Genomic DNA, 21,545 nt, shown 5'->3' on the forward strand with positions numbered 1-21,545 from the left:
GGACTTGCATCACAAAAAAATGCTCTTATAATTCGCAGCCCTGAACAGCGGAAACGTTGTTGAAAAGCGACACTAGCTCAGTTGGTAGAGCGCAACCTTGCCAAGGTTGAGGTCACGAGTTCGAACCTCGTGTGTCGCTCCAGTTTGATAGCTTTCATCGTGCTTAACGGTGACAAAATGCGACACTAGCTCAGTTGGTAGAGCGCAACCTTGCCAAGGTTGAGGTCACGAGTTCGAACCTCGTGTGTCGCTCCATTTTGATAGCCTTCATCGTGCTTAACGGTGATACAATACGGACGCGGGGTGGAGCAGCTTGGTAGCTCGTCGGGCTCATAACCCGAAGGTCGTCGGTTCAAATCCGGCCCCCGCAACCAATTTTAAAGGTGGTGTGATTCGCTAGCTCGTCGGGCTCAGCTATTCAAAAACCTAGCGAAGGTCATCGGTTCAAATCCGGCCCCCGCAACCAAATTCAATCAATAGCAAATGCTGTTGATATGCGACACTAGCTCAGTTGGTAGAGCGCAACCTTGCCAAGGTTGAGGTCACGAGTTCGAACCTCGTGTGTCGCTCCATTTTGATAGCCTTCATCGTGCTTAACGGTGACACAATACGGACGCGGGGTGGAGCAGCTTGGTAGCTCGTCGGGCTCATAACCCGAAGGTCGTCGGTTCAAATCCGGCCCCCGCAACCAAATTCAATCAATAGCAAGCGCTGTTGATATGCGACACTAGCTCAGTTGGTAGAGCGCAACCTTGCCAAGGTTGAGGTCACGAGTTCGAACCTCGTGTGTCGCTCCATTTTGATAGCCTTCATCGTGCTTAACGGTGACAAAATGCGACACTAGCTCAGTTGGTAGAGCGCAACCTTGCCAAGGTTGAGGTCACGAGTTCGAACCTCGTGTGTCGCTCCAATTTGATAGGTGTCATCGTGCTCAACGGTGACAAAATGCGACACTATCTCAGTTGGTAGAGCGCAACCTTACCAAGGTTGAGGTCACGCCTTTCTGTTTATGAATAGGGAACCTCGTGTGTCGCTCCAGTTTGATAGCCTTCATCGTGCTTAACGGTGACACAATACGGACGCGGGGTGGAGCAGCTTGGTAGCTCGTCGGGCTCATAACCCGAAGGTCGTCGGTTCAAATCCGGCCCCCGCAACCAATTTTAAAGGCGTTATGATTCGCTAGCTCGTGGGCTCAGCCATTCATAAAACCTAGCGAAGGTCATCGGTTCAAATCCGGCCCCCGCAACCAATTTTAAAGGTGTTATGATTAGCTAGTTCGTCGGGCTCAGCCATTCATAAAACCCGGCGAAGGTCATCGGTTCAAATCTGGCCCCCCGCAACCCAATGAAGCGTGTTGTGATTCGCTATACCTGCTCTTTCTAATGCTGAGAAGCATCATCCCCCAAATTAGAACCTCTAAGCGTCAATTGTGACGTTTTTTTGTTTGTCTCCAAGATTACACAGCAATGGCGATGGGCCTTGCGCGTGTTTTCAACTCAACGCCCCAGATCTAACTAACAGAGTTATCCACATTTTTCATTCTGTGGATAAGTTCGTGGGTAACCTGAATTTAGTCTTTGTATAAGCGCTATGCAGGAGGATCTTTCTTGGTGTTTTATCAGGTTATGGGTGTTTGGTTTTTTGTTAAGTTGTTGATTTTTATCTATTTAAAGTAAATTTCAATAAGCAGGGTAAACCGGTTTTTTGATCATTAAGTGCTTGTTTTTTGATCTTAATCATTGGTGGACAGTGTGATTAACTTTTTCAACTTTCAGTAAATTTGCCGCACATCTCATTTTTTTCCACATTGCCGTTTTTAGAACAACCTCAAACTCTGCGTTGATGAATTCGGCAAGCATTATGCATCTCTAGGCATTCCTTTTTCTATTATTCGAATCAGTCTTTGCTGTTTGTTGGAGATGTAGTGGCTTTGTGAGCGTTGTTGTTCCAGCGCCCATTCAATGTGCACATCTAATGTACTGCAAAGTCCAAGGCGTTGTGTGAGGGCATCCACAATCGCTTGGCGATAAGGGGCATTACCTAAGGCGATGGCAATATTGCGGAGCCATTGTTTGTGCCCAATGCGACGAATGGCTGAGCCTTGCATATTGGTGAGAAAAGTCTCCTCGTCCCACAGAAACAGCGACAACAACTCCGGGTCTTTCAGTGCTGCTCTTCGATGGAAGTCAGACTCTTTGGTGAGTGGCGAGTAGCGACTCCAAGGGCATACAAGTTGGCAGTCATCGCAGCCGTATATTCGGTTGCCCATCGGGCGGCGAAACTCTTCCGGTATGATACCGTCGAACTCTATGGTCAAGTAGGAGATACAACGTCTTGCGTCGACCACACCGTCATCAACGATCGCCTGCGTTGGGCAAGAGGTCATGCAAGCGGTACACTTGCCGCAATCACCTTGGTGAGGCGGGTCAACAGGCAGCGGCAAGTCAATGAGAAGCTCACCTAAGAAAAACCAAGAGCCGCAGGACTCGTCAATGATAAGCGAATGTTTACCCGTCCAACCAAGTCCGGCTTTTTCAGCGAGAGGCCGTTCTAAAATCGGCGCAGAATCGACAAAAGGTCGATAGCCGAAGGCGCCAACCTCTTGCTCAATACGTTGACCGAGTTTTTTTAACTGGTTGCGCACCAATTTGTGGTAATCGCGCCCTAGCGCATAGCGGCTCACATAGGCGTGCTCTGGATTGGCGAGGTTAGAGGCAAATTCCGCTTCTGGGGGTAAGTAATCCATTCGCGCACTGATCACTCTTACTGTCCCTGGCAATAGCTCATCCGGTCTCGCGCGCATCATGCCATGTCTTGCCATCCAATCCATGTCACCATGATAGCCAGCATCCAGCCAGGCTTGCAGAGCGCGCTCATGGCGAGTCAAATCGACATCACAGATACCGACTTTTTGAAATCCGAGCTCTTTAGCCCAAACTTTGATCTTGTCTGCAAGCTGTTGGTAGTCCATGCTGGGATCTCTTGGTTCAATGGGGCGGGGATCTTAACGGATCTTAACGATCGGATCTAGCAACCTTCACGCGGCCAAACGCGAGAATTCGCGCTTTTTTGACGAATACTCACACAACAGATCTTGTCTCCCAATTCCAACCCAGTTTACTATTCCTGTTCTTTTGATTTTTATATAGTCCCGAGTTAGAGACCTTTGTCCATGATGACCAAACAATTTTCCCTAAAAGATGAAACTGCCACCATTCAACTAGGGACACGATTAGCGCAGCTTTGCTCACAGCAAACCACTCTTTATTTGCACGGTGATCTGGGAGCAGGGAAAACGACGCTGAGCCGAGGGTTTGTTCGTGCGCTTGGTCATCAAGGGAACGTGAAGAGCCCAACTTACACCTTAGTTGAGCCTTATCAATTACAAGAGTGGCAGGTGTATCACTTTGATCTTTACCGCTTGGCTGATCCAGAAGAGCTAGAATTCATGGGAATTCGTGACTATTTCACCCCTGATGCGATTTGTTTGGTGGAATGGCCGGAAAAAGGCGAAGGGTTGTTACCTCAAGCGGATTTGGATATTGAACTGCGCTATCACGGTGAAGAGCGCATTGCGTCACTCAGTGCGAACAGTGATTACGGACGTCATTTATTAGAACAGTTGGAGTTATGTTGAAGCGTCGATTTTTCAAAGCGGTATTGATCCCTTTTCTCTCTATTCTTGCGCTGGTCCCTAACGTCACATTCGCGAACGCATTGGAAGGCATACGTGTTTGGCCTTCACCGGATGAGACTCGGGTTGTCATTGATCTTCAGTCTGAGGTGGAATACAGCTACTTCACTTTGACCACGCCGGAACGTTTGGTGGTCGACCTTAAGCAGACAACGCTGAAAACGAAACTGCCGATTAACGTTTCAGATAGCCCGGTGCTAAGCAAAATCCGCAACAGTTCACCGCCGGAAAAATCAACCTATCGTTTGGTGTTTGAGTTGAAGCGTAAGTCGGCGCCACAACTGTTCAAACTGGCCCCAACGCCTGGCGGCCAGTACGGTCACCGCTTGGTGATTGATATGCCTCATGCTGAGCGAGCGAACTCGTCCGCGCCGAGTACCTCTGCGCCTAAAGTGAGTCGAGATGCCTCCCAACTACTGGGTAATGCCGATATCGTCGTGGCGATAGACGCGGGCCATGGTGGTGAGGACCCGGGCTCTATCGGGCCAACACGAAAATATGAAAAGCACGCAACGTTAGCGATCTCGCAAAAAATAGCGGCGCAAATTAACGCGGTACCTGGTATGAAAGCCGTGCTCACCCGTCGCGGCGACTATTACGTAAACCTTAACAAGCGCTCGGAGATCGCTCGCGAAAATCAAGCGCATTTGTTGGTCTCCGTGCATGCCGATGCGTTTAACTCGCCTAAGCCTAGGGGGGGCTCGGTGTTTGTGCTCAACACCAAGCGCGCGAACTCTGAAATTGCTCGATGGGTCGAAAACCACGAAGAGCAGTCGCAGTTGCTAGGGGGAGCTGGCGAAGTGTTGGCAAAGAACAACAGCGATCGCAATGTCAGCCAAACCTTGCTTGATCTTCAGTTTAGCCACTCCCAGAAAGAGGGCTATAAGGTCGCGACCAATATTCTGTCTGAAATGACCAAGGCGGGCGTGCACTTGCATAAGAAAGATCCGGTCAATGCGAGCTTGGCAGTATTGAAATCCCCCGACATTCCTTCGGTATTGGTCGAGACGGGCTTTATCTCAAACCCGGCAGAAGAAAAATTGCTGTTCCAACGCAGCCACCAAGACAAACTGGCGCGAGCACTGGTGAAAGCGATCGTCCAATATTTTGAATCGAACCCTCCAGAAGGAACGTTATTTGCCAATCGCGGGAAAGCGATTAAGCATAAGGTCTCGCGCGGTGAATCTTTGTCGGTGATAGCGAAACGTTATGGCACTACCACTCAAGCCATCATGCAGGCCAACAAGCTAAAGAGCACCAGTTTGGCGGTGGGGCAGAGTTTAACCATCCCTGGCGCGACATCGGCGGTGGCAGTGCCGAAGATCAGTAACCCGGTCGAGACGGAAACCTTGATACATGAAGTTCAGCGGGGCGAATATCTGGGTAAAATTGCAGAGCATTACAAAGTCTCGGTAGCGGATATCCGCCGCGAAAACAACTTGACATCGGACGTGCTTAAGCTGGGACAAAAACTCAAAATTACTGTGACGATGAAAGATAAGCCACTGCGTAAACACACCGTCAAGCGCGGCGAATTTTTGGGTAAAATCGCCAGCCAGTATGACGTCAGTGTAAGCAGTATTCGCAGCGCCAATAACTTGCGCTCCGATCAGCTTGCGATTGGTCAGGTACTGATCATCCCCAATAAATAAACGTGGGTAGCCTGAATGACGATTAAAATTCTTCCCGCGCGTTTAGCCAACCAAATTGCTGCCGGAGAGGTGGTGGAACGCCCTGCGTCCGTGGTGAAAGAGTTGGTGGAAAATAGCCTCGACTCGGGCGCTAGCCGCATTGATATTGATATCGAAAAGGGCGGCGCTAAACTGATCCGTGTTCGTGACAATGGCAGCGGGATTGAAAAAGACGAGTTGGGTCTCGCGCTCAGTCGCCATGCGACCTCGAAAATTCACACCTTGGACGATTTGGAAGCCATCATGAGCTTGGGCTTTCGCGGTGAAGCGTTAGCGAGTATTAGTTCTGTTGCTCGTCTGACATTGACATCGCGTACCGCGACGCAAGATGCTGCGTGGTCAGCGTACAGCGAAGGGCGTGATATGGCCGTTAAGATTCAACCGGCTGCGCACCCGATTGGCACGACAGTCGAAGTCTTAGATCTGTTTTTCAATACCCCCGCGCGTCGCAAGTTTCTTCGTACCGAGAAAACCGAGTTTACTCATATCGATGAGCTGCTCAAACGCATCGCTCTAAGTCGTTTTGATGTCTCGATCAACTTACGCCACAATGGCAAGTTGGTTAAACAATACCGCGCCGCGAAGACAGAGTCGCAAGCGGAAAAGCGTATTGCAGCGGTCTGTGGTAGCGGTTTTGTCCGCCACATGCTGAAAATTGAGCTGGAGCACCAAGGACTCAAACTGCATGGCTGGGTCACGACGCCACAAGGCGCGCGTGCACAAAGCGATCTGCAATATTGCTACGTCAATGGGCGCATGATGCGTGACAAGCTCATCAATCATGCGATTCGTCAAAGCTACGAAACCAGCTTGAAGCCTGAACAATTTGCGGCGTATGTGCTTTTTATCGAGCTCGATCCACATCATGTTGACGTCAATGTTCATCCTGCTAAGCATGAAGTGCGCTTTCACCAAGCGCGCCTGGTGCATGACTTTATCTATCAAGCCCTTACGGATGCCCTTGTTCAGGGAGCACACATTGATAAGCCTGAGCAGAGCCAATCGGCGTTTCATGATGATCACACTCCATCTTTTGACGCCGCCGAGCACGTCCCTGCCTATCCAGGTCGCGCTGACTATGTGAAACCCGAGCCTACCGCTCGCAATGAGAGCCGAGTTAATGAACGAGAGGTGTCTCACTCCTGGGCACAAAGTCGCAGCGAACCCGCTCGCAGTGTTCAGGCGCGCGGCGCGAAGATGGAGTCCGCGCCTTCTCAGGCGGAGCTCAGGGTTTATCAAACCTTACTCTCTGCAACAGAGGATGAATCTGCGACAGAAGAAAAGGCGACCAAAGAAACGCAGAACTCTTACGTGCGCTCAGAGTCATTCAGTGAGGAGTCTCTGAGCGATGAAGCGCTGACACACGAGGAGTCTGCTCCGGTCGTGCAAGCCACATCGATCGTCGCTTTAGGGAAAGCCATCAGCATTGTTGCAGGGCAGTACGTGTTAATGGCAGATAAGTCGCACTCTCAGTTGGTCTCTTTGGTGAGAGCTGAGTGGTGGCGAATCAATGGGCAGTTGAATACCAAGCTAGGCCCACTGACCAGTCAGCCGTTGTTGGTCCCCCTCTCGCTGAAGCTCGAAAGCCCATTGTTGGAAAGTGCTGAGCAATATCACGAACTTTTGCTGCGTTTGGGTATCCAACTTAAGTCAAGAGGTCAGCAAGGGCTCTTGGTGATGGGCGTACCGCAACCGCTTCGTCAGCAAAACCTGCAACAATTGCTGCCAGATCTGTTATCTTACGCGGCCACTTATTCCGCGCAGGCGTTAGATGAGCCGGCACTGGTGAGATGGTTAACCAATAAGATTACTCAAACAAAAAGCGACTACACTTTATCGGAAGCGATACACATCATCGCAGAACTCGAGCAGTTATGGCACGGTCAGTTGCCACTCGATGATCGACAATTTGTTCGTCCCGTAGACTACTCTGCTACCATTGCAGCAATGACATTATGAATGACCAATTACCCCTTGCTCTGTTTTTGATGGGCCCAACCGCTTCAGGCAAAACAGAGCTCGCGATTCGATTACGCCAGCGATTTCCCGTTGAGATCATTTCGGTCGACTCCGCACTGATCTATCGAGGCATGGACATAGGCACCGCCAAGCCCGACGCGCGCGAGCAAAGCCTTGCTCCTCATCGTTTGATCGATATTTTGGACCCAAGTGAATCCTATTCGGCCGCTGATTTTCGGCGAGATGCGCTTAACGAGATGCACAAGATTGTCGCCGATGGCAAGATCCCTTTGCTGGTGGGCGGTACCATGCTGTATTACAAAGCACTACTGGAAGGTTTGTCGCCTTTGCCAGCAGCGGATCCGGATGTTCGGCGCACTATTGAGCAGGAAGCGCAAACTCAAGGGTGGGAGGCGCTGCACGATCAACTTAAGGCCATTGACCCTGTTTCGGCTGAGAGAATCCACCCAAATGATCCACAAAGATTGTCGCGGGCATTGGAAGTTTTTCGAATTTCAGGTAAAACTCTTACTGAGCTGACTCAAACGAAAGGAGAAGCACTCCCATTTCGTGTGAAGCAGTTCGCAATCGCACCCAAGGAAAGGGCTGAGCTCCATCGACGAATTGAGCTACGTTTTGACAAAATGATCGACGCTGGGTTTTTAGAAGAAATGCGTTCGCTGTATGCGCGCGAGGATCTTCACCCTGATCTGCCATCGATTCGTTGTGTCGGCTATCGTCAGATGTGGGACTACTTGGATGGGCAATGTACGTTGGATGAGGCTATATTTAAAGGCGTCTGTGCAACCCGTCAATTGGCCAAGCGGCAGATCACCTGGTTACGCAGCTGGGATGATTTAACTTGGTTGGATAGTGAGAACATTGACCAAGCGTTGGAAACTGTTTCAAATGCAATAGCATCGGAAGGTTTTAGCTGTGTATAATGTGATCGCTTTTGCGTGAATGTGCCCTGTAAAAGATCTGTGACTTGAAATTTGATCGTAAAGTCGTCATAACAGTGAGGGACAGGGTGTTTTTTATTCATTTAGCTCAGATGCAAAGGTCGCACCTATTTTTACGCGCACCACTAGCTAAATAACTAGAACAAAATTACAAAATAAGGAAAATAAAAATGGCTAAGGGGCAATCTCTTCAAGACCCATTCTTAAATGCATTACGTCGCGAGCGTATTCCAGTCTCTATCTACCTAGTAAACGGAATTAAACTACAAGGTCAGATCGAATCTTTCGACCAATTTGTTATCTTGTTGAAAAACACAGTAAACCAAATGGTCTACAAACACGCTATCTCAACGGTTGTGCCTGCGCGTGCAGTAAGCCACCACAGTGGTGAGCGCCCTCAAGGTGACCGTCCTCAAGGTGGCGAGCGTTCTCAAGAGAAATCTGACGATTAATTTTCTCTACGCACACACATTACTGTTAAGGAGTTGATTGCTTGTTTGACCGTTATGAAGCCGGTGAGCGAGCCGTACTTGTTCATATCAACTTTACGCAAGAAGGGGAGTGGGAAGATCTCAGCGAATTCGAGATGCTGGTATCTTCAGCTGGAGTCAACGCGTTACAAGTCGTAACCGGGAGCAGACAGTCACCACACCCCAAATACTATGTCGGAGAGGGTAAAGCCCAAGAAATTGCGCAAGCTGTGCAGTTGAATGGGGCAGATATCGTGATTTTCAATCACGCCCTCTCTCCTGCCCAAGAACGTAACCTCGAAAAGCTGTGTCAATGTCGAGTATTGGACCGCACGGGTTTGATCTTAGATATTTTTGCTCAGCGCGCTCGTACTCACGAAGGTAAGTTGCAAGTGGAACTGGCGCAGTTGCGTCATATCTCAACGCGACTGATTCGAGGTTGGACTCACCTTGAAAGACAAAAAGGTGGGATCGGGTTACGTGGTCCAGGTGAAACTCAGTTAGAGACTGACCGACGTTTATTGCGTGATCGGATTAAAGCCATCTTGCGCCGCCTAGAGAAAGTGGCCAAGCAGCGCGAACAAGGTCGCCGAGCTAGAAGTCGAGCGGAAATCCCAACCGTCTCCCTTGTTGGATACACCAACGCAGGGAAATCTACCCTATTCAACCGAATCACTGAAGCGGGTGTTTACGCCGCTGATCAGCTGTTTGCCACGCTTGATCCAACGCTGAGAAAGATAGACTTGGCCGATGTCGGTCCAGCAATCTTAGCGGATACGGTTGGATTTATTCGTCATTTACCACACGATTTGGTCGCCGCTTTTAAAGCGACGCTGCAAGAGACGCAAGAAGCTGACATTTTGTTACATGTTGTCGATGCCAGTGACGACCGTTTTCGTGAGAATATTCATGCAGTTCATGTGGTACTTGAAGAAATTGATGCCCATGAAGTCCCAGCTTTGCTGGTGATGAATAAGATAGACAATCTAGAAGACCAGAAACCTCGTATAGAAAGAGATGAGGAAGGCATTCCTCGTGCTGTATGGGTATCGGCAATGGAAGGCGTGGGTATTGAATTGCTGTTTGAGGCTCTTACCGAGCGTCTCTCTAGCCAAATGGTTCAGTACCAACTGCGAATCCCGCCACAACATCAAGGGCGAATTCGTAGTACATTCTTCCAGATGAAATGTATTCAACAGGAAGAGTATGATTCCGATGGTGACTTGTTGATCGAGATTCGAATGCAACAAGCGGATTGGTCTAGACTTGAAAAAAGAGAAGGGGCAGTTTTACGTGACTTTATAGTTACTTAAATGACTGCTACAGTATAACGTCATATCAAATGATGGAGCTTTCTAATGGCGTGGAATGAGCCTGGTAATAACAACGGCAACAATGGCCGCGATAATGACCCGTGGGGTAACAATAATCGCGGTAACAAAGGTGGCCGTGATCAAGGACCGCCAGACTTAGACGAAGTGTTTAGCAAACTGAGTCAGAAACTGGGTGGAAAGTTTGGTGGTAAAGGAGGCGGTAAAGGACCGTCTATCGGTGGTGGCGGAGCAATCGGCTTTGGCATTATCGCTGCGATCGCGGTCGCAATTTGGTTCTTTGCAGGTTTCTATACTATCGGCGAAGCGGAGCGCGGTGTTGTGTTGCGCCTCGGTAAATATGATCGCGTGGTCGATCCTGGTTTGAACTGGCGTCCTCGTTTTATTGACGAAGTGACCCCGGTGAACGTGCAAGCGATTCGTTCGTTGCGCTCTTCAGGTTTGATGCTGACCAAAGACGAAAACGTCGTCACGGTAGCGATGGACGTTCAATACCGTGTCGCGGAACCCTATAAGTACCTGTTCCGAGTGACCAACGCTGATGACAGCTTACGCCAAGCGACCGACTCTGCGTTGCGCGCTGTGATTGGTGACTCATTGATGGATAGTATTTTGACCAGTGGCCGTCAGCAAATCCGTCAAAGTACGCAAGAAACGTTGAACGACATTGTCGACAGCTATGATATGGGCTTAGTCATTGTTGATGTCAACTTCCAATCTGCACGTCCACCAGAGCAAGTGAAAGACGCCTTTGATGATGCGATCGCAGCTCGAGAAGATGAAGAGCGTTTCATCCGAGAAGCGGAAGCGTACAAGAATGAAATCTTGCCAAAAGCGACCGGTCGAGCGGAGCGTTTGAAGAAAGAAGCGCAAGGTTACAACGAGCGTATTACTAACGAGGCCCTAGGTCAGGTTGCTCAGTTTGAAAAACTGTTGCCTGAGTATCAAGCAGCGCCGGAAGTAACGCGTAATCGTCTGTACCTAGATGCGATGGAAGAGGTATACACCCGTTCATCGAAAGTGCTGATTGATTCAGAATCGAGCGGCAACCTCTTGTACTTGCCTATTGATAAGTTGGCGGGTCAAGATCAAGTGTCAACAAAGCGCAGTACAAAGTCATCTTCTAGTTATGATCAAATTGAGCTTGAATCCCAGCGTACTGATACCACTTCAGACACCTCATCTCGTTCAACTGATTCACGTCAAGGGAGATACTAAGAATGCGTAAGTTAATGATCCCTGTATTAGTCGTTGCATTGGCTCTGATGTTGATGTCTTTATTTGTCATTCCTGAAGGCGAGCGCGGTATCGTGATTCGATTTGGTCGAGTGCTGAAAGACAACAACGATGTGTCTCGCATTTACGAGCCGGGTCTGCACTTCAAAATGCCGATGTTCGATCGTGTTAAAACACTCGATGCACGTATTCAGACCATGGACGGCCGTTCAGACCGCTTCGTGACCTCTGAGAAAAAAGACGTCATCATCGATTCCTACGTTAAGTGGCGTATCGAAGATTTCGGTCAATACTACTTGGCGACCGGTGGTGGTAATACGCTGACGGCGGAAGCGCTCCTTGAGCGTAAAGTCACTGACGTATTGCGTTCTGAAATCGGTGCTCGTGAGATCAAACAGATCGTGTCAGGTCCGCGTAACAACGACGTTCTACCTGATAGCGCGGATGCGGATGTCGTCACGACTGAAGCGGCCAAAGAGGCACTCGAGATTGATGGTCAGCGTGACCAAATCATGCAAGAAGTGTTGAATGACACGCGTCGCAGCGCACTGAAAGACTTGGGTGTTCGTGTGGTTGACTTCAGAATGAAGAAAATCAACCTACCTGATGAGATCAGTGAGTCTATCTATCGTCGTATGCGTGCAGAGCGTGAGTCAGTGGCGCGTAAGCACCGCTCTCAAGGACGCGAAAAAGCGGAAGTGATTCGCGCACAAGCCGAACTTGAAGTGGCGACTATCCTTGCGGAAGCAGACAAAACCGCGCGTGTGACGCGAGGTGAAGCGGATGCACAAGCGGCGAAAATCTACTCGTCAGCGTACAATAAAGACCCTGAGTTCTATGGGTTCCTACGTTCGCTTAAAGCTTACGAGAAATCATTCAGCGATAAGAGTGATATTCTGGTCTTGGATCCTAAGAGTGAGTTCTTTAAATACATGAACAACTCTGCGGGTGCCGCCTCGAAGTAATTCGCGATTGATGAATAAAGGCTCCGTTATGACGGAGCCTTTATTTTTTGCCTCTCATAGTATGGTTTACCATTGTCGCCGCCAGAGCGTTTGCATGCGCAAGTGGCGCGGGAAAAGGAGCTGATGATGTCTAACTCATTGTGGTTGGCACTGGGGATTGTGTTGATAGTCGAAGGGCTAGGGCCATTAGTCGCGCCCAAAGGGTGGCGAGCCATGATTGCCCAGATCAGCGAGCAATCAGACCACCACTTAAGACGCATGGGCGGCTGTCTCGTGGTGGCGGGCGCCGTGATTGCTTATGTGTTTGGTTAGCCTTACCGAGAGGCTTACAGCCTGCAATGCAATGTGGCTATGCCGATCAGTAATGGGGAGGCGGCGTCTCTTCTGAAGGGTCAGCCAGATTCGAGCTGTCCATGTTTTTCACTTTACCGACAACGTATTTCATCTGATCCTGCATTTTGGTGATCAGTAATTGCTGCTGGCTAAGTGCACTGTTGAGGCTCTCTACCGTTTGTTCTTGGAAGGCAAGTTGGCACTCCAAGTCATTGATGCGGTTTTCTAGTTGTTCAATAAGTGTTTCGCTCATCGTATTACTCATCTAGCTGCCAAGCTTGGGCAATGCCTGCGGATGTTGCAGAAATGACACGCCCTCGGTTATCAAAGGCAGCATCATACACCACTGCGCGAGGAGGGCGAGCATCTTTTAGTGGTACGGCCTCAAAGCCGTCGATGCGCTTTCCGCTATTGACGTCCCACACCATAATTCGACTCGACGGCGTGCCTGTTACGAGCTTTTGTCCATCATCAGAAAAGCGGGCGCTAGAGAAAATAAGCTGGCGTGAGAAACTTCTCAGTTTAGCGTGTTGTTCCCCGGTGCTTAAATCCCAAATGAACGCTTGATTGCCACCATCCGAAGTGAACGCAAACTTGGCATCTCGATGCAAAGCAACACGATTAATGCGTTGCTCATGCTCAAAGTTTTTTAGAATTTGCCCGGTATTGGTGTCCCATAAGTAAGCGGTGTAATCGTTGCCGCCAGACAGCGCAAAGCGCCCATTGGGCGACAGCGCAACAGAATTGACTTTTTCGTTGTGCGCGAGGAACTCAAGACGGCGTCCGGTGACTAAGTTGACGTAGATCGCTTTACCATTGGAGAGCCCAAGTAATACCTGTTCGCCATTGCTGGCGATGTCGATATCGCGTATCAGTCCGTCGGATATTGACCACAGACCTTGCGCTTGCGTCCACGCTAAATCCCACACGGCGAAGTTGATTTGAGTGGCGGTCACAGCAAAGCGACCATTGTCGGAGATGCGAATGGTGGATACGGTACTGGCTTGAGGGTCTTGCTCACCCAGTGAGGCCAGAGGTTGGCTCTCCACTAAATCCCACAGGACAAGCTGATGTTCTTTGGAATAGAGCAGGGCGAAGCGAGCATCACGGCTTAATGCAAAGCTCGTGGCGCCATTGGGTTCAATCTCCCAGCGCTGAACGTCACTCGAAGAGTAAAAACAGCCATTTATTAACGCTGAAATGACAACAACAATGATGACCTTGTTAAAAATTATCCGCATTAGGTCCAAATATCCGCTTGGTTTGGTTTAATTAAGCCGTATATTGGTTATATTGGTACAACATGTAATTGCACACCACTCTTTCTTAAAGATTTGTGCACAAAGACAAAATGCTTCAATTTGGAGAGTTTAATGAAATCTATTTTTAAAGTGTCACTGCTTGCTGCAACGGTTGCGCTAGCGGCTGGCTGTCAAAAAGACGAAGAGCCAAAAACCGACACTGCCCCAGCTGCTGAGCAAGTTCAAGCAGAGACAGGAAAAGCGGTTCACTTTAAAACCGAAGACGACAAAGCGGCGTATGCTATCGGTGTGTCGTTTGCTAACTACCTGAGCACCAGTCTTGATAAGCCAAACGAAATTGGCATTTCCCTCAACAAAGACCTTGTTCTAAAAGGGATTGAGCATGTGTTTGCGGGCAACCCAGAATTGAGCGAAGAAGAGACGCGTGCTGCGCTAGAAGCGTTAGATCAACGTGTAGCAGAAACCATGCAAAAGCAAGCCGCTGAAAAAGCGCAAGCAGCGAAAGCGGCAGGTGACGAATTCCGCGCTGAATTTGAACAGCAAGACGGTGTCGTGAAAACAGAATCTGGCTTGTTGTACCAAGTGATGACGGCAGCGGAAGGTGAGCAACCAAAAGATACCGATACCGTGCAGGTGCACTACAAAGGTACGTTGATCGATGGTACTCAATTTGACAGCTCATACGATCGCGGCGAGCCAGCCACTTTCCCACTTAACCGTGTGATCCCTGGTTGGACCGAAGGCGTACAGCTCATGCCTGTTGGTTCAAAATTCAAATTCGTGATTCCGCCAGAGTTGGCGTATGGCGAGCAGGACACCCCATCGATCCCGGCTAACTCAACACTCGTGTTTGAAGTTGAGCTACTTAAGATTGAAAACGGAGGAGAAGCCGCGCAGTAATCTTCTGCGGTTATTCTCTTATTGGAGCTCGGCCATGTGCCGGGCTTTTTTATATCCTGACGTTCGATACCCGTTGGCGATGGGGTGGTTCAGACGAGGATAGCGTTCAGAGATGCGCCCGCGCACGGATAGACGCGATTTATTTGTTCTAAGTCACTAGATGTTCGGTTTGCGGGATCTGATTTTCAAAATTTCTGATAAACTTACAGCAATTTGTTGATTTTTCGCTCTAAGGCTAGAAAGTGACCACTACAGAAACACTAAATACCGATATGTTGCTTGAAATGGAATCTGTCAACGTGATGCCATTTAGTGAGCACGACAAGATCATTCTGCGCTCGTATGAGGCCGTTGTGGATGGCATCGCAAGCTTAATCGGCCCATTCTGTGAGATCGTTTTGCATTCATTGGAAGATCTCAACACCTCTGCGATTAAGATTGCTAATGGCGAAAATACCGGACGCCAAGTGGGATCGCCGATCACCGATTTGGCGTTGAAAATGCTGCGTGATATCGAAGGATCAGAGCGTAACTTTTCTCGCTCTTACTTTACGCGCGCGAAAGGCGGTGTGCTCATGAAGTCTATCACCGTTGCTATTCGCAATGGCGAGAATCGGGTGATTGGCCTTTTGTGTATCAACGTCAACCTGGATGCGCCTTTCTCGCAAGTGTTGCAATCGTTTATGCCGACCGAAGAAGCCAAGCAGGCCGCTTCATCGGTTAACTTTGCGAGCGATGTCGAAGAGCTGGTGGATCAGACGGTTGAACGCACCATTGAAGAGATCAATGCTGACAAGTCAGTATCAAATAACACCAAAAATCGCCAAATTGTGATGGAGTTGTTTGATAAGGGCATTTTTGACATCAAAGACGCGATCAACCGTGTCGCCGATCGTTTGAATATCTCTAAGCACACCGTGTATCTCTATATCCGTCAGCGAAAAACGGAAGAAGACGAAAGATGAGCGCATTGAGTTACACCTTGGTGGTGAATGGCGGTGTGTATGGTACTCAGTCTGCACGCAGTGCCTACCAGTTTGCCCTCGCGTTAATCGAAAAAGGCCATCAATTGGTGAGCGTGTTTTTCTATCAAGATGGCGTCAGCAATGCCAGTCGTCTCGTGGTGCCCGCCAATGATGAGTGGGACTTAACCCAAGCATGGCAAGCGCTGGCTGCCGAGCATGGTGTGCGTCTTGAAACCTGTGTGGCCGCCGCGCTACGCCGCGGAATTGTCAGTGAAGATGAAGCTACACTGCATGCGCTGCCAAACAGCAACCTCAGTGAAGGTTTTGTTCAAGCGGGGCTAGGTAGTCTTGCTGAGGCGATGTTGAGTCAAGATAGGGTGGTACAGTTTTGAGTCAGCTCACGTATTTCTTTCGTAGTGCACCTCATGCCACCGCCTCAGGTCGAGAAGGCATCGATGCATTGATGGCCGCATCGGCGTATTGTGAATCGATTGCCGTCATCTTCAGTGGCGATGGTGTGTATCAGTTACTGCAAGGGCAGCAAGCCAGTGACATACTCTGTAAAGAGTACGCACCTATGATGAAGCTGTTTGAGCTTTATGACATCGAGGATGTGTTTGTCTGCGCCACATCGCTATCTGAACGGGGTCTGTCGCATGCCGATCTCGTTATCGATGCTAGGCCTCTCTCGGTTTCTGAAATACAAGCCGAGTTGGCAAAAGCGTCGGCGCTGCTGTCGTTCTAAGAGGTAACATGCTTCATATTATTAAATCACAATCCGCGTTGGTAGACGCGCTGCGTATTGCCCATCCTACACAAGATGACTTGATACTGATTGAAGAGGCGATCTACGGCGCGACCATGCATAGCCCCCTTTTTACAGCGCTTAAGGCGCATCAGGTTCACGTCTTACACAGTGATGCATCGGCGCGCGGTATGACGTCACGTTTGAGCCCATCTTATCGTCTGATTGACCACGGTGAGTTTGTTGACCTGACGGTCTCTCACGAGACATCGCTGACTTGGGATTGAGTCATCACTGGCCTATCGTGGAAAGTGGACAAAAAAGATCCGTATATTTCTTGACACACCTCTCACTGCTGCATAGAATTTTGCGTCCCTAATTACCATTCGTGATTCGGGATAGATTTTTCACAAAGCTTACTTTCAAGTAAATCAGGAGCTAGTTAATGGCAACTATTAACCAGTTGGTACGTAAGCCTCGTGCAAAGCAAGTTGTTAAAAGCAACGTGCCTGCACTAGAAGCGTGTCCACAAAAACGTGGTGTATGTACTCGTGTTTACACTACTACACCTAAAAAACCTAACTCAGCACTTCGTAAAGTATGTCGTGTTCGTCTAACGAACGGCTTCGAAGTGACTTCGTACATCGGTGGTGAAGGCCACAACCTTCAAGAGCACTCAGTTGTTCTAATCCGCGGCGGTCGTGTAAAAGACCTTCCGGGTGTACGTTACCACACAGTTCGCGGCGCACTAGACTGTGCTGGCGTTAACGACCGTAAACAAGGTCGTTCTAAGTACGGTGTTAAGCGTCCAAAATCTTAATGGTATCCGTTAAGTAAGGCCAAACACTAAATTATATTTAATTTTTGAAGAAACTGAAAAGTTTTGGATAACCTGAAGAAGACAACGGAGAAAATCCATGCCACGTCGTCGCGTCATCGGTCAGCGTAAGATCCTTCCAGATCCAAAGTTCAAATCTGAACTGCTGGCAAAATTCGTTAACATCCTAATGGTTGACGGTAAGAAATCTACTGCAGAGAAAATTGTTTACACTGCACTAGATACTATGGCTGAGAAATCTGGTAAAGATCACTTAGCTGTATTTGAAGAAGCTCTTGAAAATGTTCGCCCAGCGGTAGAGGTTAAATCTCGCCGTGTAGGTGGTTCAACTTACCAAGTACCTGTAGAAGTTCGTCCGGTTCGCCGTAACGCACTTGCTATGCGTTGGTTGGTTGAAGCTGCGCGTAAGCGTGGTGAAAAATCTATGGCTCAACGCCTAGCTGCTGAAATGCTAGACGCGTCTGAGAACAAAGGTACTGCGGTTAAGAAACGTGAAGACGTTCACCGCATGGCTGACGCAAACAAAGCGTTCGCACATTACCGTTGGTAATACCTTTATCGTGCTGCGAGATCTCTCGCAGCACTTCAATAGTTCCTATGCGCAAGCTAGGAACTATTGCTATATCTGAAACACAGAAAATCGCTCATCTAAAGCGCGACATCGTTAACTGAAGACGCCCACGCTCAACTCGAGCATTCTTCGTTCTGTCGTTTCGACATAGCAATAGTCCCTATATCCCAATTGAAGAGGATTCTATCGTGGCTCGTAAAACACCGATTGAGCGCTACCGTAATATTGGTATCGTCGCTCACGTAGACGCAGGTAAAACCACCACAAGTGAACGTATTCTATTCTACACTGGTCTTTCTCATAAGATTGGTGAGGTTCACGATGGCGCTGCTACCATGGACTGGATGGAGCAGGAGCAAGAGCGTGGTATCACTATCACCTCCGCTGCCACGACCACTTTCTGGCGTGGTATGGAAGCGCAATTCCAAGATCACCGCATTAACATCATTGATACTCCTGGACACGTTGATTTTACCATCGAAGTAGAGCGCTCGTTGCGCGTACTCGACGGCGCCGTTGTCGTTTTTTGTGGTTCATCTGGTGTTGAGCCGCAATCGGAAACGGTTTGGCGTCAAGCAGATAAGTATCATGTCCCTCGCATGGTGTTCGTCAACAAGATGGACCGTGCAGGCGCTGACTTCCTTCGTGTCGTTAAGCAAATCAAGACTCGTTTGGGCGCCAATCCTGTGCCTATCCAACTTAACGTTGGTGCGGAAGATGAGTTCCGAGGCGTGATTGATCTTATCAAGATGAAGATGATCAACTGGAACGAAGCTGACCAAGGTATGACCTTCAATTATGAAGAGATTCCAGCAGATATGGTTGATCTGGCTGAAGAGTGGCGCAGTAACCTAGTCGAATCAGCAGCGGAAGCCAGCGAAGAGTTGATGGACAAATACCTTGAAGAAGGTGAGTTGACCGAGAGTGAAATCAAGCAAGCGCTTCGCACTCGTACACTGAATAACGAAATCGTATTGGCCACTTGTGGTAGCGCGTTTAAGAACAAAGGCGTGCAAGCCGTGCTGGATGCCGTGGTGGAATACCTACCATCACCGATCGATGTACCTGCGATCAAAGGCATCGATGAGAACGAAAACGACGTTGAGCGCCATGCTGACGATAACGAACCGTTTTCAGCGTTGGCATTTAAAATTGCCACCGACCCGTTTGTTGGCACGCTTACCTTCATGCGCGTTTACTCAGGTGTCGTCAACTCAGGCGATGCTGTGTACAACTCAGTGAAGCAGAAGAAAGAGCGCTTTGGGCGTATCGTTCAGATGCATTCCAACAAGCGTGAAGAAATCAAAGAAATCCGCGCGGGTGACATTGCGGCGGCGATCGGCCTAAAAGATGTCACCACGGGTGATACGCTTTGTGATGCGAACCACAAGGTGATCCTAGAGCGCATGGAATTTCCTGCTCCAGTGATTCAGATTGCCGTAGAGCCACGCTCTGTTGCCGATCAAGAAAAGATGGCGATTGCGCTGGGTAAACTGGCTGCAGAAGATCCCTCATTCCGCGTCGAAACGGATGATGAAACCGGTCAAACCTTGATCTCGGGTATGGGTGAGCTTCACTTAGATATCATCGTTGACCGAATGAAGCGTGAGTTCAGCGTCGACTGCAACGTAGGTAAACCTCAGGTGGCTTACCGTGAAACGATCCGCGGCAGCGCGGAAGTGGAAGGCAAGTTTGTTCGCCAATCTGGTGGTCGTGGTCAATATGGTCACGTATGGATCAAACTAGAGCCCTCTGAACCGGGTGCGGGTTTTGTCTTTGTCGACGAAATCGTGGGTGGTGTGGTTCCAAAGGAATACATCAGCTCGGTAGCGAAAGGTATCGAAGAGCAAATGAACAGTGGTGTTTTAGCAGGCTACCCTGTACTAGATATTAAAGCGACCTTGTTCGACGGTTCTTACCACGATGTTGACTCTAACGAGATGGCGTTTAAGATCGCTGGCTCGATGGCATTCAAGAAGGGTTCATTAGAAGCACAACCTGTACTTCTTGAGCCGATGATGAATGTTGAAGTCACCACTCCTGAAGATTGGATGGGTGACGTTGTAGGTGACCTAAACCGCCGTCGCGGTATGATTGAAGGTATGGACGATGGTGTTGCGGGTATTAAAATTATCCGTGCCCAAGTGCCACTCTCTGAGATGTTTGGTTACGCTACAGACCTCCGTTCTGCGACTCAAGGCCGTGCGTCTTACTCTATGGAGTTTAATGAGTACGCTGAAGTACCGAAAAACTTTGCAGACAAAATTGTTGCAGAGCGAGGTTATTAATGAAGCGGCTTGATCATTGAAAAAGTGTGTGCTTTTTTTAAAGATCAAGGCGTCGAAATATTGCGCTGACGGACGTTGGCGCATAAAATAGCAATTTCTGGCGCGTCTCGATCAATTCTGATCGTGGCGAATCATAACTAGGAAGGAACACGAACGTGTCTAAAGAAAAATTTGAACGTGTAAAACCGCACGTAAACGTTGGTACTATCGGCCACGTTGACCACGGTAAAACAACTCTAACTGCAGCTATCTGTACTACTCTTGCAAAAGTTTACGGCGGTGCTGCTCGTGACTTCGCATCTATCGATAACGCTCCAGAAGAGCGTGAGCGCGGTATCACAATCGCAACTTCTCACGTAGAGTACGACACTCCAACTCGTCACTACGCACACGTAGACTGTCCAGGACACGCGGATTATGTTAAGAACATGATCACAGGTGCTGCACAGATGGACGGTGGTATCCTAGTTGTTGCTGCGACAGATGGCCCAATGCCACAAACTCGTGAGCACATCCTACTAGGCCGTCAGGTTGGTATTCCTTACATCATCGTATTCATGAACAAATGTGACATGGTTGACGATGAAGAGCTACTAGAACTAGTAGAAATGGAAGTACGTGAACTTCTATCTGAGTACGATTTCCCAGGTGATGACCTACCAGTTATCCAAGGTTCTGCACTAGGCGCACTAAACGGCGAAGAGCAGTGGGAAGCGAAAATTGTTGAACTAGCAGAAGCGCTAGACAACTACATCCCAGAGCCAGAGCGTGCAGTAGACATGCCGTTCCTAATGCCAATCGAAGACGTATTCTCAATCCAAGGTCGTGGTACTGTAGTAACAGGTCGTATCGAGCGCGGTATCCTAAACGTAGGTGACGAAGTTGCTATCGTAGGTATCAAAGACACTACTACTACAACATGTACTGGTGTTGAAATGTTCCGTAAGCTTCTAGACGAAGGTCGTGCGGGTGAGAACGTTGGTGCACTTCTACGTGGTACTAAGCGTGACGAAGTTGAGCGTGGTCAAGTACTAGCTAAGCCTGGTTCAATCACTCCACACACTAAGTTCGAGTCAGAAGTTTACGTACTGTCTAAAGATGAAGGTGGTCGTCACACTCCATTCTTCAAAGGCTACCGTCCACAGTTCTACTTCCGTACAACTGACGTAACAGGTAACATCGAGCTACCTGAAGGCGTAGAAATGGTAATGCCAGGCGATAACATCAAGATGACTGTAGAGCTAATCGCACCAATCGCGATGGACGAAGGTCTACGTTTCGCGATCCGCGAAGGTGGCCGTACAGTTGGTGCTGGTGTTGTTGCTAAGATCTTCG

At 49.0% G+C, this 21,545-nt stretch carries 21 protein-coding genes and 9 tRNA genes; 27 read left to right on the forward strand and 3 right to left on the reverse strand.

What is annotated here, in order from left to right:
* Positions 1 to 66 precede the first annotated feature (66 nt).
* The 9 genes from AC6R0R_RS02690 to AC6R0R_RS02730 all read left to right on the forward strand — a co-directional run bounded on the left by AC6R0R_RS02690 (position 67) and on the right by AC6R0R_RS02730 (position 1,157).
* Positions 67 to 142 (forward strand) — tRNA-Gly (locus tag AC6R0R_RS02690).
* A 37-nt stretch (positions 143 to 179) separates the two neighbouring features.
* Positions 180 to 255 (forward strand) — tRNA-Gly (locus tag AC6R0R_RS02695).
* 42 nt (positions 256 to 297) lie between these two features.
* Positions 298 to 374 (forward strand) — tRNA-Met (locus AC6R0R_RS02700).
* 122 nt (positions 375 to 496) lie between these two features.
* Positions 497 to 572: transfer RNA gene (locus AC6R0R_RS02705), tRNA-Gly, on the forward strand.
* A 42-nt stretch (positions 573 to 614) separates the two neighbouring features.
* Positions 615 to 691 (forward strand) — tRNA-Met (locus AC6R0R_RS02710).
* Between the two features lie 30 nt (positions 692 to 721).
* Positions 722 to 797, forward strand: a tRNA-Gly gene (locus AC6R0R_RS02715).
* 37 nt (positions 798 to 834) lie between these two features.
* Positions 835 to 910 (forward strand) — tRNA-Gly (locus AC6R0R_RS02720).
* Between the two features lie 37 nt (positions 911 to 947).
* Positions 948 to 1,038 (forward strand) — tRNA-Gly (locus AC6R0R_RS02725).
* A gap of 42 nt (positions 1,039 to 1,080) precedes the next feature.
* Positions 1,081 to 1,157 (forward strand) — tRNA-Met (locus AC6R0R_RS02730).
* A gap of 701 nt (positions 1,158 to 1,858) precedes the next feature.
* On the opposite strand, the gene queG is transcribed toward AC6R0R_RS02730, so the two are convergent.
* Positions 1,859 to 2,971 carry a tRNA epoxyqueuosine(34) reductase QueG gene (gene queG / locus AC6R0R_RS02735; RefSeq protein WP_500625623.1) on the reverse strand — a complete coding sequence of 371 codons (1,113 nt, stop codon included), beginning with the start codon at positions 2,969 to 2,971 and terminating at the stop codon, positions 1,859 to 1,861.
* A gap of 201 nt (positions 2,972 to 3,172) precedes the next feature.
* On the opposite strand from queG, the gene tsaE reads away from it, so the two are divergent.
* The 9 genes from tsaE to AC6R0R_RS02780 all read left to right on the forward strand — a co-directional run bounded on the left by tsaE (position 3,173) and on the right by AC6R0R_RS02780 (position 12,620).
* On the forward strand, positions 3,173 to 3,637 hold the full coding sequence (gene tsaE, locus AC6R0R_RS02740) for a tRNA (adenosine(37)-N6)-threonylcarbamoyltransferase complex ATPase subunit type 1 TsaE (RefSeq protein ID WP_500625624.1): 465 nt from the start codon (positions 3,173 to 3,175) through the stop codon (positions 3,635 to 3,637).
* Positions 3,631 to 5,346 (forward strand): LysM peptidoglycan-binding domain-containing protein, encoded by a 1,716-nt coding sequence (locus AC6R0R_RS02745; RefSeq protein ID WP_500625625.1) that lies wholly within the window; start codon positions 3,631 to 3,633, stop codon positions 5,344 to 5,346. Before tsaE ends, AC6R0R_RS02745 begins: the two co-directional genes overlap by 7 nt.
* 15 nt (positions 5,347 to 5,361) lie before the next feature.
* Positions 5,362 to 7,344, forward strand: coding sequence for a DNA mismatch repair endonuclease MutL (mutL, locus tag AC6R0R_RS02750; RefSeq protein ID WP_500625626.1), 1,983 nt, complete (start codon positions 5,362 to 5,364; stop codon positions 7,342 to 7,344).
* Entirely contained in the window at positions 7,341 to 8,288 is a 948-nt protein-coding gene (gene miaA, locus AC6R0R_RS02755; RefSeq protein ID WP_500625627.1) for a tRNA (adenosine(37)-N6)-dimethylallyltransferase MiaA, read from the forward strand. Before mutL ends, miaA begins: the two co-directional genes overlap by 4 nt.
* Positions 8,289 to 8,476: 188 nt before the next feature.
* Positions 8,477 to 8,758 (forward strand): RNA chaperone Hfq, encoded by a 282-nt coding sequence (gene hfq / locus AC6R0R_RS02760; RefSeq protein WP_334555714.1) that lies wholly within the window; start codon positions 8,477 to 8,479, stop codon positions 8,756 to 8,758.
* A 41-nt stretch (positions 8,759 to 8,799) separates the two neighbouring features.
* Complete coding sequence (gene hflX, locus AC6R0R_RS02765) at positions 8,800 to 10,089, forward strand: ribosome rescue GTPase HflX (protein ID WP_334555715.1); 1,290 nt, start codon at positions 8,800 to 8,802, stop codon at positions 10,087 to 10,089.
* Between the two features lie 45 nt (positions 10,090 to 10,134).
* Positions 10,135 to 11,325, forward strand: coding sequence for an FtsH protease activity modulator HflK (hflK, locus tag AC6R0R_RS02770; protein ID WP_487903610.1), 1,191 nt, complete (start codon positions 10,135 to 10,137; stop codon positions 11,323 to 11,325).
* Between the two features lie 2 nt (positions 11,326 to 11,327).
* A complete protein-coding gene (gene hflC, locus AC6R0R_RS02775) occupies positions 11,328 to 12,308 on the forward strand; it encodes a protease modulator HflC (protein WP_500625628.1) in 981 nt (326 codons plus the stop codon).
* A gap of 126 nt (positions 12,309 to 12,434) precedes the next feature.
* Positions 12,435 to 12,620 (forward strand): DUF2065 domain-containing protein, encoded by a 186-nt coding sequence (locus AC6R0R_RS02780; protein WP_334555718.1) that lies wholly within the window; start codon positions 12,435 to 12,437, stop codon positions 12,618 to 12,620.
* A gap of 46 nt (positions 12,621 to 12,666) precedes the next feature.
* On the opposite strand, the gene AC6R0R_RS02785 is transcribed toward AC6R0R_RS02780, so the two are convergent.
* Positions 12,667 to 12,894, reverse strand: coding sequence for a SlyX family protein (locus AC6R0R_RS02785; RefSeq protein ID WP_334555719.1), 228 nt, complete (start codon positions 12,892 to 12,894; stop codon positions 12,667 to 12,669).
* 4 nt (positions 12,895 to 12,898) lie between these two features.
* Positions 12,899 to 13,882 carry a WD40 repeat domain-containing protein gene (locus AC6R0R_RS02790; RefSeq protein WP_500614181.1) on the reverse strand — a complete coding sequence of 328 codons (984 nt, stop codon included), beginning with the start codon at positions 13,880 to 13,882 and terminating at the stop codon, positions 12,899 to 12,901.
* 132 nt (positions 13,883 to 14,014) lie between these two features.
* Here AC6R0R_RS02790 and fkpA point away from each other — a divergent pair, with 132 nt between their 5' ends.
* From fkpA to tuf, 9 genes are all read left to right on the forward strand, one after another.
* Positions 14,015 to 14,803 (forward strand): FKBP-type peptidyl-prolyl cis-trans isomerase, encoded by a 789-nt coding sequence (fkpA, locus tag AC6R0R_RS02795; protein ID WP_500625629.1) that lies wholly within the window; start codon positions 14,015 to 14,017, stop codon positions 14,801 to 14,803.
* 242 nt (positions 14,804 to 15,045) lie between these two features.
* Complete coding sequence (locus tag AC6R0R_RS02800; RefSeq protein WP_334555722.1) at positions 15,046 to 15,768, forward strand: helix-turn-helix transcriptional regulator; 723 nt, start codon at positions 15,046 to 15,048, stop codon at positions 15,766 to 15,768.
* Positions 15,765 to 16,160, forward strand: coding sequence for a sulfurtransferase complex subunit TusD (gene tusD / locus AC6R0R_RS02805; RefSeq protein WP_500625630.1), 396 nt, complete (start codon positions 15,765 to 15,767; stop codon positions 16,158 to 16,160). The genes AC6R0R_RS02800 and tusD overlap by 4 nt, the downstream gene beginning before the upstream one ends.
* Positions 16,157 to 16,513 (forward strand): sulfurtransferase complex subunit TusC, encoded by a 357-nt coding sequence (gene tusC, locus AC6R0R_RS02810; protein ID WP_500625631.1) that lies wholly within the window; start codon positions 16,157 to 16,159, stop codon positions 16,511 to 16,513. Before tusD ends, tusC begins: the two co-directional genes overlap by 4 nt.
* Before the next feature lie 8 nt (positions 16,514 to 16,521).
* Complete coding sequence (gene tusB, locus AC6R0R_RS02815; RefSeq protein WP_500625632.1) at positions 16,522 to 16,800, forward strand: sulfurtransferase complex subunit TusB; 279 nt, start codon at positions 16,522 to 16,524, stop codon at positions 16,798 to 16,800.
* A 158-nt stretch (positions 16,801 to 16,958) separates the two neighbouring features.
* A complete protein-coding gene (rpsL, locus tag AC6R0R_RS02820) occupies positions 16,959 to 17,333 on the forward strand; it encodes a 30S ribosomal protein S12 (protein WP_004399892.1) in 375 nt (124 codons plus the stop codon).
* A 97-nt stretch (positions 17,334 to 17,430) separates the two neighbouring features.
* A complete protein-coding gene (rpsG, locus tag AC6R0R_RS02825) occupies positions 17,431 to 17,901 on the forward strand; it encodes a 30S ribosomal protein S7 (protein ID WP_045957025.1) in 471 nt (156 codons plus the stop codon).
* A gap of 209 nt (positions 17,902 to 18,110) precedes the next feature.
* On the forward strand, positions 18,111 to 20,210 hold the full coding sequence (fusA, locus tag AC6R0R_RS02830; RefSeq protein WP_487903602.1) for an elongation factor G: 2,100 nt from the start codon (positions 18,111 to 18,113) through the stop codon (positions 20,208 to 20,210).
* A 155-nt stretch (positions 20,211 to 20,365) separates the two neighbouring features.
* Positions 20,366 to 21,545, forward strand: a 1,180-nt coding sequence (gene tuf, locus AC6R0R_RS02835; RefSeq protein WP_500625633.1) for an elongation factor Tu, incomplete at its 3' end; no start/stop codon positions are given.

Source organism: Vibrio sp. R12-SW3-ISO1 (genome assembly GCF_059834005.1).

Excerpts from the sequence above, each read along its gene's own strand:
- queG (WP_500625623.1), bottom strand. The coding sequence starts at position 2,971 with ATGGACTACCAACAGCTTGCAGACAAGATCAAAGTTTGGGCTAAAGAG.
- tsaE (WP_500625624.1), top strand. The coding sequence starts at position 3,173 with ATGATGACCAAACAATTTTCCCTAAAAGATGAAACTGCCACCATTCAA.
- AC6R0R_RS02745 (WP_500625625.1), top strand. The coding sequence starts at position 3,631 with ATGTTGAAGCGTCGATTTTTCAAAGCGGTATTGATCCCTTTTCTCTCT.
- mutL (WP_500625626.1), top strand. The coding sequence starts at position 5,362 with ATGACGATTAAAATTCTTCCCGCGCGTTTAGCCAACCAAATTGCTGCC.
- miaA (WP_500625627.1), top strand. The coding sequence starts at position 7,341 with ATGAATGACCAATTACCCCTTGCTCTGTTTTTGATGGGCCCAACCGCT.
- hfq (WP_334555714.1), top strand. The coding sequence starts at position 8,477 with ATGGCTAAGGGGCAATCTCTTCAAGACCCATTCTTAAATGCATTACGT.
- hflK (WP_487903610.1), top strand. The coding sequence starts at position 10,135 with ATGGCGTGGAATGAGCCTGGTAATAACAACGGCAACAATGGCCGCGAT.
- hflC (WP_500625628.1), top strand. The coding sequence starts at position 11,328 with ATGCGTAAGTTAATGATCCCTGTATTAGTCGTTGCATTGGCTCTGATG.
- AC6R0R_RS02780 (WP_334555718.1), top strand. The coding sequence starts at position 12,435 with ATGTCTAACTCATTGTGGTTGGCACTGGGGATTGTGTTGATAGTCGAA.
- AC6R0R_RS02785 (WP_334555719.1), bottom strand. The coding sequence starts at position 12,894 with ATGAGCGAAACACTTATTGAACAACTAGAAAACCGCATCAATGACTTG.
- AC6R0R_RS02790 (WP_500614181.1), bottom strand. The coding sequence starts at position 13,882 with ATGCGGATAATTTTTAACAAGGTCATCATTGTTGTTGTCATTTCAGCG.
- fkpA (WP_500625629.1), top strand. The coding sequence starts at position 14,015 with ATGAAATCTATTTTTAAAGTGTCACTGCTTGCTGCAACGGTTGCGCTA.
- tusD (WP_500625630.1), top strand. The coding sequence starts at position 15,765 with ATGAGCGCATTGAGTTACACCTTGGTGGTGAATGGCGGTGTGTATGGT.
- tusB (WP_500625632.1), top strand. The coding sequence starts at position 16,522 with ATGCTTCATATTATTAAATCACAATCCGCGTTGGTAGACGCGCTGCGT.
- rpsL (WP_004399892.1), top strand. The coding sequence starts at position 16,959 with ATGGCAACTATTAACCAGTTGGTACGTAAGCCTCGTGCAAAGCAAGTT.
- rpsG (WP_045957025.1), top strand. The coding sequence starts at position 17,431 with ATGCCACGTCGTCGCGTCATCGGTCAGCGTAAGATCCTTCCAGATCCA.